This is a genomic window from Agriterribacter sp., from assembly GCF_035497235.1.
In the GTDB taxonomy this organism is placed as follows: Bacteria; Bacteroidota; Bacteroidia; order Chitinophagales; family Chitinophagaceae; genus Agriterribacter.
Genome location: NZ_DATJEB010000033.1, coordinates 80,830 through 96,518, shown reverse-complemented (window position 1 = coordinate 96,518; position 15,689 = coordinate 80,830). Strand labels below are relative to the sequence as shown.

At 43.0% G+C, this 15,689-nt stretch carries 15 protein-coding genes; 7 read left to right on the top strand and 8 right to left on the bottom strand.

Annotated features, from left to right (window positions below):
• Positions 1–7 precede the first annotated feature (7 nt).
• Entirely contained in the window at positions 8–1,537 is a 1,530-nt protein-coding gene (locus VL121_RS10135) for a hypothetical protein (RefSeq protein WP_325404819.1), read from the bottom strand.
• Positions 1,538–1,767: 230 nt separating this feature from the next.
• Here VL121_RS10135 and VL121_RS10130 point away from each other — a divergent pair, with 230 nt between their 5' ends.
• Both VL121_RS10130 and VL121_RS10125 read left to right on the top strand, forming a co-directional pair.
• Positions 1,768–3,729, top strand: a complete 1,962-nt coding sequence (locus tag VL121_RS10130; protein ID WP_325404817.1) for a KUP/HAK/KT family potassium transporter — start codon at positions 1,768–1,770, stop codon at positions 3,727–3,729.
• A 68-nt stretch (positions 3,730–3,797) separates the two neighbouring features.
• Entirely contained in the window at positions 3,798–4,631 is an 834-nt protein-coding gene (locus VL121_RS10125; protein WP_325404815.1) for an alpha/beta hydrolase, read from the top strand.
• Positions 4,632–4,644: 13 nt separating this feature from the next.
• On the opposite strand, the gene VL121_RS10120 is transcribed toward VL121_RS10125, so the two are convergent.
• Positions 4,645–5,580, bottom strand: coding sequence for a hydrogen peroxide-inducible genes activator (locus VL121_RS10120; RefSeq protein ID WP_325404813.1), 936 nt, complete (start codon positions 5,578–5,580; stop codon positions 4,645–4,647).
• Between the two features lie 180 nt (positions 5,581–5,760).
• Entirely contained in the window at positions 5,761–5,970 is a 210-nt protein-coding gene (locus VL121_RS10115; RefSeq protein ID WP_325404811.1) for a hypothetical protein, read from the bottom strand.
• Between the two features lie 158 nt (positions 5,971–6,128).
• Between VL121_RS10115 and kbl the strand changes: the two genes are divergently transcribed.
• The 4 genes from kbl (at position 6,129) to VL121_RS10095 (ending at position 9,878) form a co-directional block, all read left to right on the top strand.
• A complete protein-coding gene (gene kbl, locus VL121_RS10110) occupies positions 6,129–7,334 on the top strand; it encodes a glycine C-acetyltransferase (protein ID WP_325404809.1) in 1,206 nt (401 codons plus the stop codon).
• Between the two features lie 53 nt (positions 7,335–7,387).
• Positions 7,388–8,203 (top strand): class D beta-lactamase, encoded by an 816-nt coding sequence (blaOXA, locus tag VL121_RS10105; protein WP_325404807.1) that lies wholly within the window; start codon positions 7,388–7,390, stop codon positions 8,201–8,203.
• A 63-nt stretch (positions 8,204–8,266) separates the two neighbouring features.
• Entirely contained in the window at positions 8,267–9,262 is a 996-nt protein-coding gene (locus VL121_RS10100; RefSeq protein ID WP_325404805.1) for a VWA domain-containing protein, read from the top strand.
• A gap of 1 nt (position 9,263) precedes the next feature.
• Positions 9,264–9,878 carry a tetratricopeptide repeat protein gene (locus VL121_RS10095; protein WP_325404803.1) on the top strand — a complete coding sequence of 205 codons (615 nt, stop codon included), beginning with the start codon at positions 9,264–9,266 and terminating at the stop codon, positions 9,876–9,878.
• 48 nt (positions 9,879–9,926) lie between these two features.
• On the opposite strand, the gene VL121_RS10090 is transcribed toward VL121_RS10095, so the two are convergent.
• The 3 genes from VL121_RS10090 to VL121_RS10080 form a co-directional block, all read right to left on the bottom strand.
• Positions 9,927–10,910, bottom strand: a complete 984-nt coding sequence (locus tag VL121_RS10090; RefSeq protein WP_325404801.1) for an EamA family transporter — start codon at positions 10,908–10,910, stop codon at positions 9,927–9,929.
• A 126-nt stretch (positions 10,911–11,036) separates the two neighbouring features.
• Positions 11,037–11,849 (bottom strand): hypothetical protein, encoded by an 813-nt coding sequence (locus VL121_RS10085; protein WP_325404799.1) that lies wholly within the window; start codon positions 11,847–11,849, stop codon positions 11,037–11,039.
• A 246-nt stretch (positions 11,850–12,095) separates the two neighbouring features.
• On the bottom strand, positions 12,096–12,782 hold the full coding sequence (locus tag VL121_RS10080) for a DsbA family protein (RefSeq protein ID WP_325404797.1): 687 nt from the start codon (positions 12,780–12,782) through the stop codon (positions 12,096–12,098).
• Positions 12,783–13,005: 223 nt separating this feature from the next.
• Between VL121_RS10080 and VL121_RS10075 the strand changes: the two genes are divergently transcribed.
• On the top strand, positions 13,006–13,338 hold the full coding sequence (locus VL121_RS10075) for an RNA recognition motif domain-containing protein (RefSeq protein ID WP_325404795.1): 333 nt from the start codon (positions 13,006–13,008) through the stop codon (positions 13,336–13,338).
• Positions 13,339–13,439: 101 nt separating this feature from the next.
• Here VL121_RS10075 and VL121_RS10070 read toward each other — a convergent pair whose 3' ends face one another.
• Positions 13,440–14,771: a Gfo/Idh/MocA family protein gene (locus VL121_RS10070; protein WP_325404794.1), complete on the bottom strand. Its 1,332-nt coding sequence runs from the start codon at positions 14,769–14,771 to the stop codon at positions 13,440–13,442.
• Between the two features lie 47 nt (positions 14,772–14,818).
• The gene (locus VL121_RS10065) at positions 14,819–15,670 is read right to left on the bottom strand and encodes a sugar phosphate isomerase/epimerase family protein (RefSeq protein ID WP_325404792.1); all 852 of its coding nucleotides are present in this window, start codon (positions 15,668–15,670) and stop codon (positions 14,819–14,821) included.
• Between the last annotated feature and the right edge of the window lie 19 nt (positions 15,671–15,689).

The following is a 15,689-nucleotide window of genomic DNA, read 5'->3' as shown; positions in this document are numbered from 1 at the left end:
ATGTTTTTTAAAAGTCAATTTTTGCAAAGGAAATATAATTCCTGTAAACACATGGCATTACTACCTGCCTGGCGCCTACCTGCTTGCCGTATTTGGGCAAAAATTCAAAATCTTTATCCAAATTTTTTAACGTTGGCGATCGTTTCACAACGCCATTAGGCGTTACACTTTGCTCAGATAATAATCTAACCCGGCGTTCGAGCTGGTTATATAAAAAACTGATCTCGCCTCCGGTATTGTATACCATGTACGACAAGGCATCGGAAGAGTTATCATCAAACTGGCTTTTATGCAATATATTACTCCATTCCATAGTGGCATTGGGATCAAAAGAAAACAATGCAATATTCTCACTGTAATACCGTGTGCTGGAACCATAATTCCCCCTGTTCCAGGGGTTGCCATACATGCCGTAAGGACTCCAGTAGCTGTTGTATGATGAGTAGGGATACATGCTGTAAGGACTGTACAGGTAATCGTAGCGGTTCCAGTTACTACCGCGGGAAGAAGTAAAGAATAACTCGGCTGCAATCAAAAAGCCGCCGTCTTTTTTAGGAAAAACCTGCCGTATAAAATAATCATTAAAAGCCGTTTTGGCCGTTGTATTCTCAGACTTAGCATCTTCTTTTAACTCCTCACTGAATATATTATAATTTTCGGCTTTTACCCGGCCTTCCGCTTTATTCCATACGGTTATATATATGCCCTCCACATTACCCCTGCGCTGCTTGTAATACAAAGAACTGATAAGGTAATTTTTGTTGATGTTATCCGCTTTAATTTTAACCTCATCTAAGAAATTATTGGTAAGGGGTATATTATTAATATGAAAGCTATCTGACATAGCCTGCTTCACCAGCAGATCCATTTGCGAAATATTATCGCGGCTGCCATTCCGGCTGCAACGCGTAAAAACAAAATCACCTTCATTGTCTACCACAAAATCACTGAATACGGCATCTTTTTTAGGCATAGTTACCGGTAACCTGCTTTTTTTTCTGAACTCCATTTTATCATTGTACAGGAGGGTGGTAAAAAAGTAGTTCCTTTCGTTGCGTTTATTGATTTTAAACACCATGATATGCTGCTTGTCTTCGCTATATATGGTGGAATAAATTTTATTGTCGCTTGTGCCGCCAATCTGGGTAGTATCAATTTCTACAGGACCTATCAGCTTTTGTCCGGCCGCATCCATTTTTACTACATTACAGTACACGATATTTCTTTTCTGATATTGATATATCATGTAAAAAAAATCGGGATATGGAACGAAATCCACATTAATGAGCTTATCCGGCAAAAAATCAAGATTTATTTTGTCCTTTAATTTCATTTCGTTGTCGAATACAGACAGATCATTTTTTGACCTGTAATTCTTATAGATCACTATATTGCTGCTTACTTTACCAATGATCTCGAAATTCACCTGGCGGTAATCATCTCTTCCCGGATCAGAATAATGAATACGCTGGGCTAAAGCCCAAATGGGCAGGGCCAGCATGACAACAACTGATACGATTATTTTGTTATGCCCCATTTTACATCAATTTTGTTCTTAAATATACACATCCGGTTGCAAATTAGATGGTTTTTGGCGATTGCATATGACCCGCGCATCTTTTTAACCAAACATATAAAAATATTATTTCCGGCAGGGCGATCCCGTCTGCATAAAATGACACCCAATTTTCTATCTGCGATTATAATTTAGCCTATACCTTTGCCGTTTGTTTTCAAAAATACAATCACTTAACCCGTATTTCAGTTGTGGGCAAACATACTAATAAAGCTACCACCGCCGGCCTGGTTATTGCACTGGGAATCATTTATGGCGACATTGGAACCTCTCCCCTGTATGTATTCAATGCCATTATCAGCGGTAGGGCCATTACTGAAGACCTGATTATTGGCAGCCTTTCCTGTATCATCTGGACGATTACATTGCAAACTACCATCAAGTATGTAATACTGGTATTGCAGGCGGACAATAAAGGTGAGGGCGGAATATTCGCGCTGTACGCGCTTGTACGCCGGCGAAAAAAATGGCTGGTGCTGCCGGCTATGATTGGCGGGGCCGCCCTGCTGGCAGATGGTATGATCACGCCCCCTATTACGATCACATCCGCCATTGAAGGATTGCAAAAAGTTCCTGCCTTTCATAATCTCAGCCAGTACATTATTTACATTGTTATATTCATTTTATCGGCTTTCTTTTTCCTGCAGCAATTTGGCACAGCATCCATAGGTAAGTTTTTTGGGCCTGTAATGAGCATATGGTTTACCATGCTGGCGGTGCTCGGACTATGGCATCTTTTTGATGATATTACTATTTTAAAAGCGTTCAACCCCTGGTATGCCGTTAAGCTTTTAAGTTCTAATCCGGGCGCATTGTGGATTTTAGGCGCGGTTTTTTTATGCACCACCGGGGCGGAAGCATTATACAGCGACCTGGGTCATTGCGGGAGGGAAAATATACGTATATCATGGATTTTTGTTAAAAGCTGCCTGCTGCTCAACTATCTCGGGCAGGGAGCCAGCTTATTAAAGAATCACCCGGACGTTCCGGCAGCTATTCACTCCTCTATTAATCCCTTTTTTGATCTGATGCCGGACTGGTTTATCATTCCCGGCGTTATTATAGCTACTGTTGCGGCTATTATAGCCAGCCAGGCAATGATATCGGGCTCGTTTACACTCATAGGTGAGGCTATGCGCCTGAATTTATGGCCCCGGTTAAAGATCAGGTACCCGTCTGAAGAAAAAGGTCAGTTGTTTATTCCCTGGCTCAACGCCATGATGTTTATAGGCTGCACGGGTGTGGTATTGTATTTTCAAACGTCTTCGCGGATGGAAGCGGCATATGGTTTGGCCATTATCATTACCATGCTTATGACCACTATACTGTTTGCGAACTACTTAGTAAGCCACCGGGTAAAATCTGCATGGGTATGGCTGTTCCTGATAGGGTATGCTATTATTGAAGGAGGCTATTTATTTGCCCTGCTTCAAAAATTTACCCACGGAGGTTATATTACGGTAGTCATTGGCGGGGTAATGTTCCTGATTATGTATATATGGTTCAGAAGCCGGAAGATCAAAAACCGTTATGTGGAATTTGTACGGCTGGAAGATTATATACCCATGCTGCAGGAACTCAGTAATGATACTTCTGTTACCAAATACGCCACACACCTGGTATACCTTACCAGCGCCAACAATCCTAAAGAAATAGAACATAAGATCATTTATTCTATTTTAAACAGGAAGCCCAAGCGGGCCGACATTTACTGGTTCGTGCATGTAGATACGTTAGACAATCCCTATACCTGCGAATATGAAGTACAAACCATTATACCCAACGAGGTGATTCGTGTTGAATTTCGTTTGGGCTTTCGCGTTGAGCCGCGCATTAACCTTATGTTCAGGAAAGTAGTGGAAGATATGGTAGCCAATAAGGAAGTAAATATAACCAGCCGCTATGAAAGCCTGCAGCGTAATAATGTGGTGGGTGATTTTCAGTTTATTGTAATGGAAAAGTTCCTTAGCATGGACAACGAATTACCTTTCTGGGAAACGCTTATCATGCGGGGATACTTTTGGATTAAGGAAGTAAGCTTATCAGAAGAAAGAGGATTCGGATTAGACGCCAGCTATGTAACCGTTGAAAAATTTCCGCTTATCGTAGCGCCTTTAAGTAACCTGAACTTAGTAAGGATACACAGCGACTGAACCGCTAAAAAGAAACATTGTTGTTACCGAATATCACAATTTCATAAGGGATATTTTGAAATATTCATATGGTGAACCCGCTGCAATTACACAAAAAGAAAAAATGGTTACAATGGCTGAACATTGCACTGGTTATTTACCTGCTGGGGGGTATCGCCCTGTACCTGTTGCAGGAACGCCTGTTATTTCACCCCGAAGCAGTGCAGCGCAACAAGAGCTATGGCTTTTCTGCTGTTAACCGGGAAATTAATGTGGCTGCAGATGAAGAAAGCAATATGAACATTGTACAATTCCTTACCAAAGACAGCCTGCCCCGGGGTGTGGTATTGTATTTTCATGGCAACCGAAAAAATATTGGCTGGTATGCCGCGTATGCATCCCATTTTACTGCAAACGGATACGAAGTTTGGATGATAGATTATCCCGGCTTTGGCAAAAGTACGGGCCGCCTTACCGAACAAAAGCTGTACAACGATGCGGCGCAACTATATATTATGGCGCATACGGCATTTCCTGCTGACCATATTATTGTATACGGAAAATCACTGGGAACCGGTGTAGCCTCCTGGTTAGCAGCTAAAAGAAGCTGTAAAGCACTTATACTGGAAACGCCTTATTACAGTATGACATCGCTGGTACAGCATTATATACCCATATACCCTGTTAGTACCCTGCTCAAATACAAATTACCGGTGTATAAATATCTCGGCCTTGTTAATGCACCGGTTACCATTTTCCACGGCACGGCAGATAAAGTAATCCCGTACAGCAATGCACACCGTTTAACAGCAGCCATACATTCCAAAGACAAATTCATAACCATTGACAATGCCGGGCATAATAACCTCAATGATTACCCGCAGTTTCATACCGCTATAAACAGTATATTACAAAGCAAGTAACAGGGATATACATTTAAATCGGTATTATATTAGCGCTCTTGTTTTTCCTGATCTTCTCCGGAACGGCCAGCAGAATGGATTCGCGCAGCGCGTCTATTAGCCGCTTCTTTACAAAATCGCGCTGTACCACCACACTTACCTCGCGTACCGGAACAGGGTTTTTAAATTTGCGGATGAGCTGTAATTGCTTTGCCGGCATATTCCATGTGGCCAATTCAGGCATAATGGTAATGCCGTCATTAAGATCTACCAAACGCCTGAGTGTTTCTATACTCCCGGTTTCATAATCAAAGTGGCTGCCCGCACGGCTTTGCTTTCGTAATTCACAAAGATTTTCTATCTGCGACCGGAAACAGTGCCCTTCTTCCAAAAGCCATAATTTATTAGGGTCAATATCCTGGGCCAGCACATAGTGCTTTTGGTAAAGCGCGTTTTTCTTTGACACGTATACGAGCATCTCTTCATAAAAAAGCACATACTCTTTTATTCCTTTTTGCAGGAGCGGCGTTACCAGTATCCCCGCGTCTATTGCTCCCTCTTTCAGCGAATGGATAATACGGTCCGTAGTCATTTCACTAATAATCAATTTCACCTTCGCGTGCTGCTGCGCAAACTGCTGAATGAACAAAGGCAATAAATAGGGCGCCAGGGTAGGAATAATGCCTATCCGCAGTTCGCCCGTAAGCGTACCTTTTTTATATTCAATTAACTCCCGGAGCGCATCTCTCTGTACAAGAATGCACTTCGCCTGTGCTATTACTTCCATACCCATTGCAGTAGGTATAACAGGCTGTTTGCTGCGGTCAAAAACAGCAATCCCCAGTTCTTCCTCCAGCTTCTGCACCTGCATGCTTAACGTGGGCTGCGTAACATGACAATGATCTGCGGCTAAGGTAAAATGCCGGAAAGTGTCTAATGCTACTATATATTCCAGTTGAATAAAGGTCATTGCTGATCAATTTTATTTATTAAGGTATACAAAATAATCAATTTGACCAATGGAAGCGCTGGGAGTTTGGAAGTTTACGGTTGGTAAAGCCAAAACTGATACCTGGCGCCTGAACAAAAAAACCCGGCGTTAGAAAACGCCGGGCATCTTGTGTAGATTTTTTATATACCCTTTATCTATTTAATACTGTAAAATTAAGAAACGTCTTGTTAAGGATTCCAAAAAAGGAATATCCGATTGTAATATTTCTTCTTCTTTTGCCGCTTCGCCGGTTCGCGAACAAGCAACATCATTCATCGCCCTTTTATAAGTATGCGTAGCATAACCAATAATTAAGGCGCCAACCGCCAGTAAGGCAAGTATAAAAATAACTTTCTTTCGATTCTTCATCTTGTAAAGTGCTACGAAATTAATTTCAAATAATATATATCCAAAACTATAGATGTTAATTACTGTTAAAGTGTGAATAAAACGATTGGGGTTGTAAAATGTTACATTCCCTTTTATTTTTTAAAAAGCACGTAGGTTTGCAGCTTAAACAATGGTATATGAACGAAAAGTTTACCGAACGTATCCGGTTAGAACTGGAAGACATCCGTCAGGACGGTCTTTATAAAACGGAACGTATTATAGAAAGTCCGCAGGGTGCTGATATAGCGGTGTCTGTTCCCGGCGGGTCCGGCAAAAAAATGGTTGTCAATTTCTGCGCCAATAATTATCTCGGGCTATCCTCGCATCCTAAAGTTATTGAAGCTGCAAAAAAGTATATTGATAAGAGAGGATACGGCTTAAGCAGCGTTCGGTTCATTTGTGGCACGCAGGATATACATAAGGAGCTGGAGCAGAAACTCTCCGCCTTCCTGGGAACAGAAGATACCATATTGTATGCCGCCGCTTTTGACGCTAATGGCGGCGTATTTGAGCCTTTGTTTAATGACCGGGATGCGATTATATCCGATGCGTTAAACCATGCTTCCATTATTGATGGCGTGAGGCTTTGTAAAGCGCAGCGCTTCCGGTACGATCACAACAACATGCACGACCTGGAAGAAAAATTAAAAGAAGCGCAACCGGCCAGAAACCGCATCATTGTAACCGATGGCTCTTTTAGCATGGATGGCACTATTGCCCAATTAGATACGATATGCGCTTTGGCGCAACAATATGACGCGGCGGTAATGACGGATGAATGTCACTCTACCGGCTTCCTGGGTAAAACCGGCAGAGGCACGCACGAATACCGGGGTGTGATGGGTAAGATAGATATTATTACCGGCACCCTGGGTAAGGCACTTGGCGGTGCATCGGGAGGTTTTACCAGTGGCCGCAAAGCCATTATTGATATGCTGCGGCAACGCTCACGGCCTTATCTCTTTTCCAATACCCTGGCGCCGAGTATTGTAGGCGGTTCTATTGCCGTGCTGGATATGCTGAGCGAAACCACTGCATTAAGAGATAAGTTAGCATGGAATACAACCTATTTCCGCAATAAAATAACATCTGCCGGTTTTGATATTCAACCGGGCGATCATCCTATTGTTCCGATTATGCTCTACGATGCAGTACTGGCGCAAAATATGGCATCCCGGCTACTGGAGGAAGGTATTTATGTAACAGGCTTTTTTTTCCCGGTTGTACCTAAAGATAAAGCACGTATACGGGTGCAAATAAGCGCCGCGCATGAGCAGCACCATTTAGATAAGGCAATAGCCGCTTTTGTAAAAACAGGCAAAGCGCTGGGCGTACTTAACTAAAGGATTTCCTGCATATATTGGTTGTTATAGAATTAAAAACTTATACTGTTATAATGAAAATAAAATATTCGTCATTTTGTGTTTTAGCGGCGGCTTTTTTGATCTCCTCCTGTTCTATGAATAATGTGAAGCAGGATAACTCATTTAAAAAATATTTTGATGAAAATAATGTAGACGGCAGTTTTGCCCTGTTTGATAACGGCAGGGGAAAATTTGTGATATATAATCTTAAACGGGATACCACCCGCATGCTGCCCGCTTCCACATTTAAAATAGTTAACGCCCTGGTGGCGCTGCAAACGGGCGTAATAACAACCGACAGCACCATCATTAAATGGGATGGAATACAAAGAGATGTAAGCAACTGGAACCAGGATCTGAGCTTAGCGCAGGCCTTCCGGTACTCTGCTGTTCCCCATTTCCAGGAAATAGCCCGGAACATTGGCAGGGATACTATGCAGAAATGGATAGACAGCCTTACCTATGGCAATATGAAAATAGGACCGGCTATAGATTCTTTCTGGCTCGATAATTCGCTGCAAATATCTCCCGATGAAGAACTGGGATTGGTTAAAAAACTCTACTTCGACCAACTGCCTTTTAGAAAAGGTGTACAGCAGGCAGTAAGAAACATGATGCTGCAGGAAGATAACAGCAACTATAGCATAAGCTACAAAACAGGCTGGGGATATAACAGCGAAAATCACGCCGTGGGATGGGTAGTGGGATGGATAGAAGAAAACAGGCATCCGTATTTTTTTGTGCTGAACATTGAAACAGCGGATACCAAAGCAGCTATCCCGGACATACGCCTGAATATCCTGAACAGCATCCTTAAACAGGAAGGATTTTTTGAAGGCAAAATGTAGCAGGGGCGTAACCGGCTGCACAATAATTCATGCAGGTTTGCATTATAAACAAATATTATTCCTTTGGTTCGTTTTGAACATACTGAACACTTGTTACTGCTGTTGCTGATACCGGTATTGATATTACTGTTCAGGGCAGTACTGCGCTGGAAAAAAAATACGGTAAAAAAAATTGGTGATGAAATGCTGGTAAGGCAGCTCATCCGCAGCTTTTCTCCCAAAAAATATACAGCCCGTTTTATTATTGTACTGCTGTCTTTCAGTTGCCTTATTATTGCCGCGGCTAACCTGCAATCTGCCACCCGGGCAGAAAAAATAAACCGGCAGGGTATAGACATTATGATCGTCTTAGACGTGAGCAGGAGCATGCTTGCCGCAGATATTAAACCCAGCCGCTTAGAAAGGTCTAAACAGTTTATTAGCAAACTAATGAACAAACTGGAAAACGACAGGGTAGGGCTGGTTATTTTTGCGGGAAGAGCCTATGTGCAAATGCCGCTTACCTCCGACCACACGGCTGCCGGATTGTATGTAAGCAATGCCAGCCCGGATGCTGTACCCGCGCAGGGCACAGTAATTGCTGATGCATTAAAAGTAGCTAACAGCGGGTTCAATGCAAAAGATAAAAAGTACAAAGCGGTTATATTGATAACAGATGGTGAAGACCATGATGAACAGGCCCTTAAAATGGCAAAACAATTAGCCGGAAACGGAGTAGTTATACATACCATTGGAGTAGGTTCCACCCAGGGAGCGCCTATAGTAAACCCCATTACGGGTGAAAGCCGGCGCGACCTGCACGGTAATATCGTTATTTCCAGGCTTAATGAGCAGGAGTTAACGGATATTGCTCATGCGGCAAATGGTATATACCAGCAATTAAACGATATAGAAACGGTGGCAGACAAAATAACAGCACAGTTTGCAGGCATGGAACAGAAAACGATCCAGGATAACCGGCTGCTTAACTACCGCAGTTTTTTTCAATGGTTCCTGGTATTGGCATTTGCAGGGCTTACGGGTGAACTGTTTATAAGTGAAAAAAGGAAAATAACATAGCATGCGGACTGCCCTCTTTTATATAATGCTTTTGCTGGCTGCTCCGGCTTTTTCACAAAACACAAACCGTTTAATTGGAAAAGGTAATGAAGCTTACCGCCTGCAGCAATACGATAAAGCGGTGGCGGCTTATAAAGAAGCGCTGAAAGCAGATCCCCGCAACAGCATTGCTTCATTTAATATGGGCAATGCCCTGTTTAAAAATAAAGCATATGAAGAAGCGGCCGATACTTTTGATAAAGCAGTTCAACTTACCAATGATAAAAGATTACAGTCGCAGTTGCTTTATAATAAGGGGGTAGCGCTAACCCGGCAAAAAGCACTGGAGGAAAGTATTGCTGCTTATAAGCAAACCTTACGTCTTAACTCCTCCGATACGCTTGCCCGCGAAAACCTGCAGAGAGCGTTAAACGAAAAACAACAGCAGCAGCAGCAACAGGAAAACGAAAACCAGAAGAAAGAACAAAAAGAAGATCGCCCCAAACCTCAACCCAATAAGCTCAATAAGCAACAGGTAGAACAACTGCTTAAAGCATTAGAAGAGCAGGAGAGAAAGTTGCATGATAAAATGATGAAAAGGGCTCCGGCTCCCGGTCAGCCTGAAAAGGACTGGTAATGATACACTTGGCGGCGGTTTTTAAAATAGTACATAATAGCAAAAGCTTTACTGCTGCTTGCGGTACTTGGCCAGGTTCATCAACAATACACCCACCAGTATAACACCAAGTCCCGCAATTTGTAAAGCTGATATCTTTTCAGCACCCAAAAACACACCGAGTAATACCGCTACTACAGGATTTACATATGCATGCGTGCTTACCTGCGTTGCCGGCCGAACTTTGAGCAGCCATACATAAGCGCTGTACCCGAGTAAAGACCCCATCGTAATAAGATACGAAACAGCCAGCCATGCCGAAGTAGAAACCTCGTGCCAGTTAAAATTCTTCCAGTCGCCCCGTATACCTCCCGTAATGCTATAGGCCAGTCCGGCTCCCAGCATTTGCCAGCCCGAATTAAGGGCGCCGCTGAAGGTAGTAGTTTTATATTTGGAATACAGCGATCCGGCTACCCAGGACACAGAACCGATAACCAGCACGCCTATTGAAACTGTTTCCCATTTATTGCCATTGCCCGATAAAGCCCCGCTCATATTTTCTTTGAACAGGAAAATGATGCCTGCAAAGCCCGTTATTAAACCGGCTACAATACCCGCACTGGTAAAATTTGCTTTCCACTTACTGAAGTCGAGCAGCACAAACCAGATAGGCGTAGATGCCAAAAAAACGGCTACTACCGAACTGGCTAAAAATTGTTCCGACCACGCTACTGCCCCGTTGCCAATAAAAAGTAAAAGGAACCCGATAAAAAAAGCGAACAGTATATCCTTCCATACAAACAGCTTCTCGCCGCTTATCAAACACCAGCCTGTCATAAGCAATCCGGCGGTAAGAAAGCGAAAAGCGCCCATCACGGTTACCGGCATGTCCTGGATGGCCATGTGAATAAAAAAGTAGGTAGACCCCCATACGATATAGATAACAGCAAAAGCTGCAATTACTTTTGCAGCGGAAACCTGTGGTGTACCGGGCTCTTCCATTCTCGCTTCTCTTTTATTTTTATGTATACTAACGGTTCCTGTGTATTTCACATACCGGGGGCGTTGAAATAGGCATGTTGCACGATACGGAATTCCTTTAGAGCGGCAAACCTATAGGAAAATTGTGATTATTAACACTGCGGGAAGTGCAAAAGCGGCGTATTGTCTTAAAAAATACTATTTATATTCCAGCACAAATTCATTGCCACTTTCATTCATGCGTTCCGGGTAACTTAAATTGTTATACACATAGGTGGTCGAGGAAGTAATGCTTAGTCCCGAAGTAGAAGGAGGGTAGCTATTATAATTAACTGTAGTGGTGGCTGTTATATTATTCCCGTTTACAGAGAACGGAATATTTTCTATGCTGTGGTAAACATTCCTGTAGGGATTTTTTTTGTTATCATGCTGGTAACTACACCTCAACGTAAGTACAGGTTCGGGGTCAGGCTGTTTTTGATTGTATTCTTCACTTAATATGATGTTGTTGCCGTTATAAGTGTAAGTAGTATATCCAAACAGCGCTCCGTCTGCCGAATACCGGGTTTGTTTAACCGGATGACCCGCATCATCATACGAAAAAACAGTAAAGGACCTCAGTTCATAATCGTTGCCTGTTTTCAGATAGTGGTTATTTTGTATAATACGGCCTCCACTATATTCAAACACCGAACGGCTATTGATATACTGGCTGGCAAAGCTGCTGCTGGAAACATCCATCTGGTCTTCTTTTTGAACCAGCCTGCCATCCTGGTATTTATACTCGGTTTTAGCACTAATCAATCCTGCGGCATAATTTTTATAGCTGATGCGGGTTTGAATATTTCCGCTTTCATTATACCTGTTTTCATTTTGTATAATATCTGCACCGTTCGTTTTTGCCTTTACAAACATCAGTTTCGGACCTGATGTATCCTGCCGGCTTACCGTGTCTTTTTTACAACCGGCAAAGCACAGTGTAAATGCCAGAACATATAATTGATTCTTCATAAACGGCCTTATTAATATCTGCATACACCGGGAATTAACTATTGAACTGACACCGCAGCCAACCATAACGTTGCACGTTCCGGGTAAACCTGCCTGCGAATATCCACGGGAGATAGGATAGGTATGATTTGGAATTTGAGGTTGATTCAGGTTGCAAGTTACAGGGCATTCCTTCGGATCTCGGATTTCCGGCTTCGGAATTGAGATTTGAATCCGCCACGGCGGGCAGGTTTTATTTGGCCATTGTTATTTGGTTTCTTGGTGCTTATCTCCGGGTTTCAAATTCCCGGTTTCCTTCAGCACATTTTCAATCCTGGTTTTCAATGTATTGTAATCCGTGTACCCTTTGGCTATGGCATAGAACTGGTTACCGGTGATCTGCAAAAAAACGGCGGGAAAACCGGTTACTTTAAGCTGTTTGCACAGCGCAAATTCATAATATGCCTTTTCCCTGTATTCCGCACTGTGCAGCTTTTTATAAAATAGTTCCGGATATATTTGATAGCTATTCAGCAAATGGCGGTACGCTTCATCATCGCACAAATCCCTGCCCTCAAAATGTAAAGCATACTGAAGGGCGGAGGCAAATGGAACGGCAAGCCGGGGTTGCTCATCTTTAATTATACATAAAGCAATAGCGGGTTTTTCAGAGTTGGGAAACCAGTCGCTGTCCTCCGGGTTATTGATATGCCATAAATAATCCCTGCCGAACAATATGCCGGTATGATCTTCTACTGTTTTGTATGATTCCCTGATGTAATCTGCTATTGCCCTTATATGCCGCGGCTTTTCCGGAAGGATCATGCCTCCCGACAATACTTCAAAATCAATGACATTACGGTATTGCACCTCCATTTTTTGTATTACGGGGCTAAACCCGTAACACCATCCGCAATAAGCATCATAGCAATAAATGAGCAGGGGCTTCATCATCCATTTTTGCAGCTAAGGTAACTTACCCGTTCAGTAGTTTAATTTTTAAAAAAATAGTTATTGGTATATGAAAACTTATCCCTAACTTTGCGCCTCAAATTTGAGTTTGTACAGTTCCGGTAATGAAATGATTCAATCTGCTACGCATCTTCTGCTAATAGTTCAGTCGTCCTTACTTCCCCTGTTTTCTCAGATTTACATTTGTAAAACTTAATCACTTAGTATGAACATCTATGTTTCCAATTTAAGTTTCAACGTCGTAGACGAGGACTTAAAAGCTTTTTTTGAAGAATACGGAGAAGTATCTTCTGCCAGGGTTATAACCGATAAATTTACGGGTCGCAGCCGTGGATTTGGTTTTGTTGAAATGCCTAACGATGAAGAAGCACAAAAGGCTATTACCGAATTAGACAAAGGCGTTGTTGAAGGCAGGCCTATCACTGTTACGGAAGCTAAACCCCGTGAAGAACGCAGCAATAGCGGCGGCAACGGCGGCGGCGGTGGTAACAGGCGTTCATTTGCCGGCAGCAACCGCGGTGGCGGTGGTCGCTACTAAAATACTGTCTTCCCCAACTGTTTAAATATAACAGCAGGAAAGTATTTCTTTAAAAGGAGAACAACGCATTGTGTTACAATCACTGTTCTCCTTTTGTTATTTTATACTTTAGGGATTTTATATCCATTATTATAGGCCTTTGCCAGGTACGCTTTATTTACGGTATCGTCTGTAAATTTTCCTGCGGCTTTATCCCAGGCCAGGCGTTTTCCGCTTCTAAAGGCAATATTTCCCATTTGTGCTACAATAGCCACATCGGCGCCTATTTGTATGGGGGCTGTTAGTTCCTCCATTTTCCCGGAACGTATTACAGACATAAAGTTTTGCATATGTTTGTCGAGTCCGCTCTCTGAAGGACTCACATGCGGCCTGCTTACTTTATTTTTTGCATTCTTTTCTTCCATTACTTCCCAGCCTCCCCTGTCAAGCACCAGTGTACCATTGTTGCCTACAAATGCAATACCATGGTCGCGTCCATACTGTCCGTTATCAATACCCATGGCATGATCCCAAACCATATTAAAATTGTCAAATTCATATAAGGTGGTAAGGGTATCGGGCGTTTCTTCCGCCAGTTCGGGGTAAGCAAACCTGCCGCCTAAAGCCATAACTGTTTTAGGCACATCAGCCTTCATGCCAAAGAGCGCATAATCTATAAGGTGCACCCCCCAGTCGGTCATGAGCCCGCCGGCATAGTCCCAGAACCATCGAAAATTAAAATGAAACCTGCTTGCATTGAATGGCTTTTCAGGTGCGGGGCCCAGCCAGCCGGCATAATCAACACCTGCCGGAGGCGCGCTGTTGGGCCGTACCATATCGGGCTTCATCCATCCCTGGTAGCACCACACTTTTGCGGTTCTTATATTGCCTAACTGCCCGGAATGCACAAATTCAATAGCATCCCTGAAATGCTGCTGGCTTCTTTGCCATTGTCCTACCTGCACTACCCTGTTGTGTTTTTTTTGCGCGGCTACCATTACATTACATTCCACAATGGAGTTACCAATAGGCTTTTCAACATATACATGTTTGCCTGCCTGGCAGGCCTCCACCATTTGCAGGCAATGCCAGTGATCGGGTGTACCAATAATTACGGCATCAATATCCTTATTATCTAAAAGTTTACGGTAATCTCCGTATAGCTTTACTTTGGCGGCATCTATATTAAGCGCAGCCAGCTCTTTTACCCGCTTATCCAGCACATTTTTATCCACATCACATAATGCCACTAAATGTACACCCGGTACTTTTAAAGCGGCTTTTGTGTCCGACCAGCCCATTCCATTAATACCTATAGCGCCAATGTTGATCTGGTTGCCGGGAGATAGCCGGCTTTTATGAATAGCAAACACCTCTGGGGAGAGTGCAGACAGTAAAAGTCCGCCGGCTGCGATACGGGAGCCATCCGTTAAGAATTTTCTTCTGCTTGACATACCTGTTAGTTTATAAGAAAAGTTGATTAAACAAATAAAGCGGAGTATCAGCCAACCAGGTTTTTACTTATGTATTGATAACTCTTTTCAATACTTTTTATGGGAGGACCCGGGCATACATCCTGTTCCACAAAATAATGCTGCATTCCGGATGCTTTGGCATGGGCAAATATCTTTTTAAAGTCTATAACGCCATTGCCCACTTCCGTAAAAAATCTTTTCGGGGTATTGTCCATATCCTTTACATGCCAGAGCGGGAAACGGCCGGGATGCTGCTGAAACATTTCAACAGGATCTTTGCCCGCGAAACTTGCCCAATACAGGTCGAGCTCAAATTGTACCAGTTTCGGATCGGTTTCTTTTAACAATACATCAAAGCCATGCCGGCCATCCATATCTATAAACTCAAAATCGTGATTATGGTAGCCGAATTGTATTCCGGCCTTTTTGCATGTTTCCGCAGCGGTATTAAACTGAGCGGCAATTTTTTTATAATCATCTATTGATTTTCTTTCTGTGTCTAACAGGTAGGCCACTACCATATATTTCTGGCCTGCCGCTACCGCGTCTTCCACCGCTTTTTGCCAGTTACCGGAAAGGTTGGCCAGCATATAATGGCTGCTGGGATGTGCAAGTCCGTTAGATTTTAATAGTGCGGCAAAATCCTTTGGCGCCATACCAAAATACTTCCCTGCATTGTAACCAAAAGATTCTACCTCTTTATAGCCGATAGCGGCCACACTTTTGATAACGGTTGCAGGATCTTTCGCTATATCTCCGCGCAGCGTATATAGCTGTAGTCCGATACGCTTATTTACTTTGAGAAGAGATGATGGCGTTACAAAGGCTGCAGCCGAAAACAGCGCGGACTGCTTAATGAATGTTCTCCGGGTAGTCATGGCAAGAATAGTTTAAGGA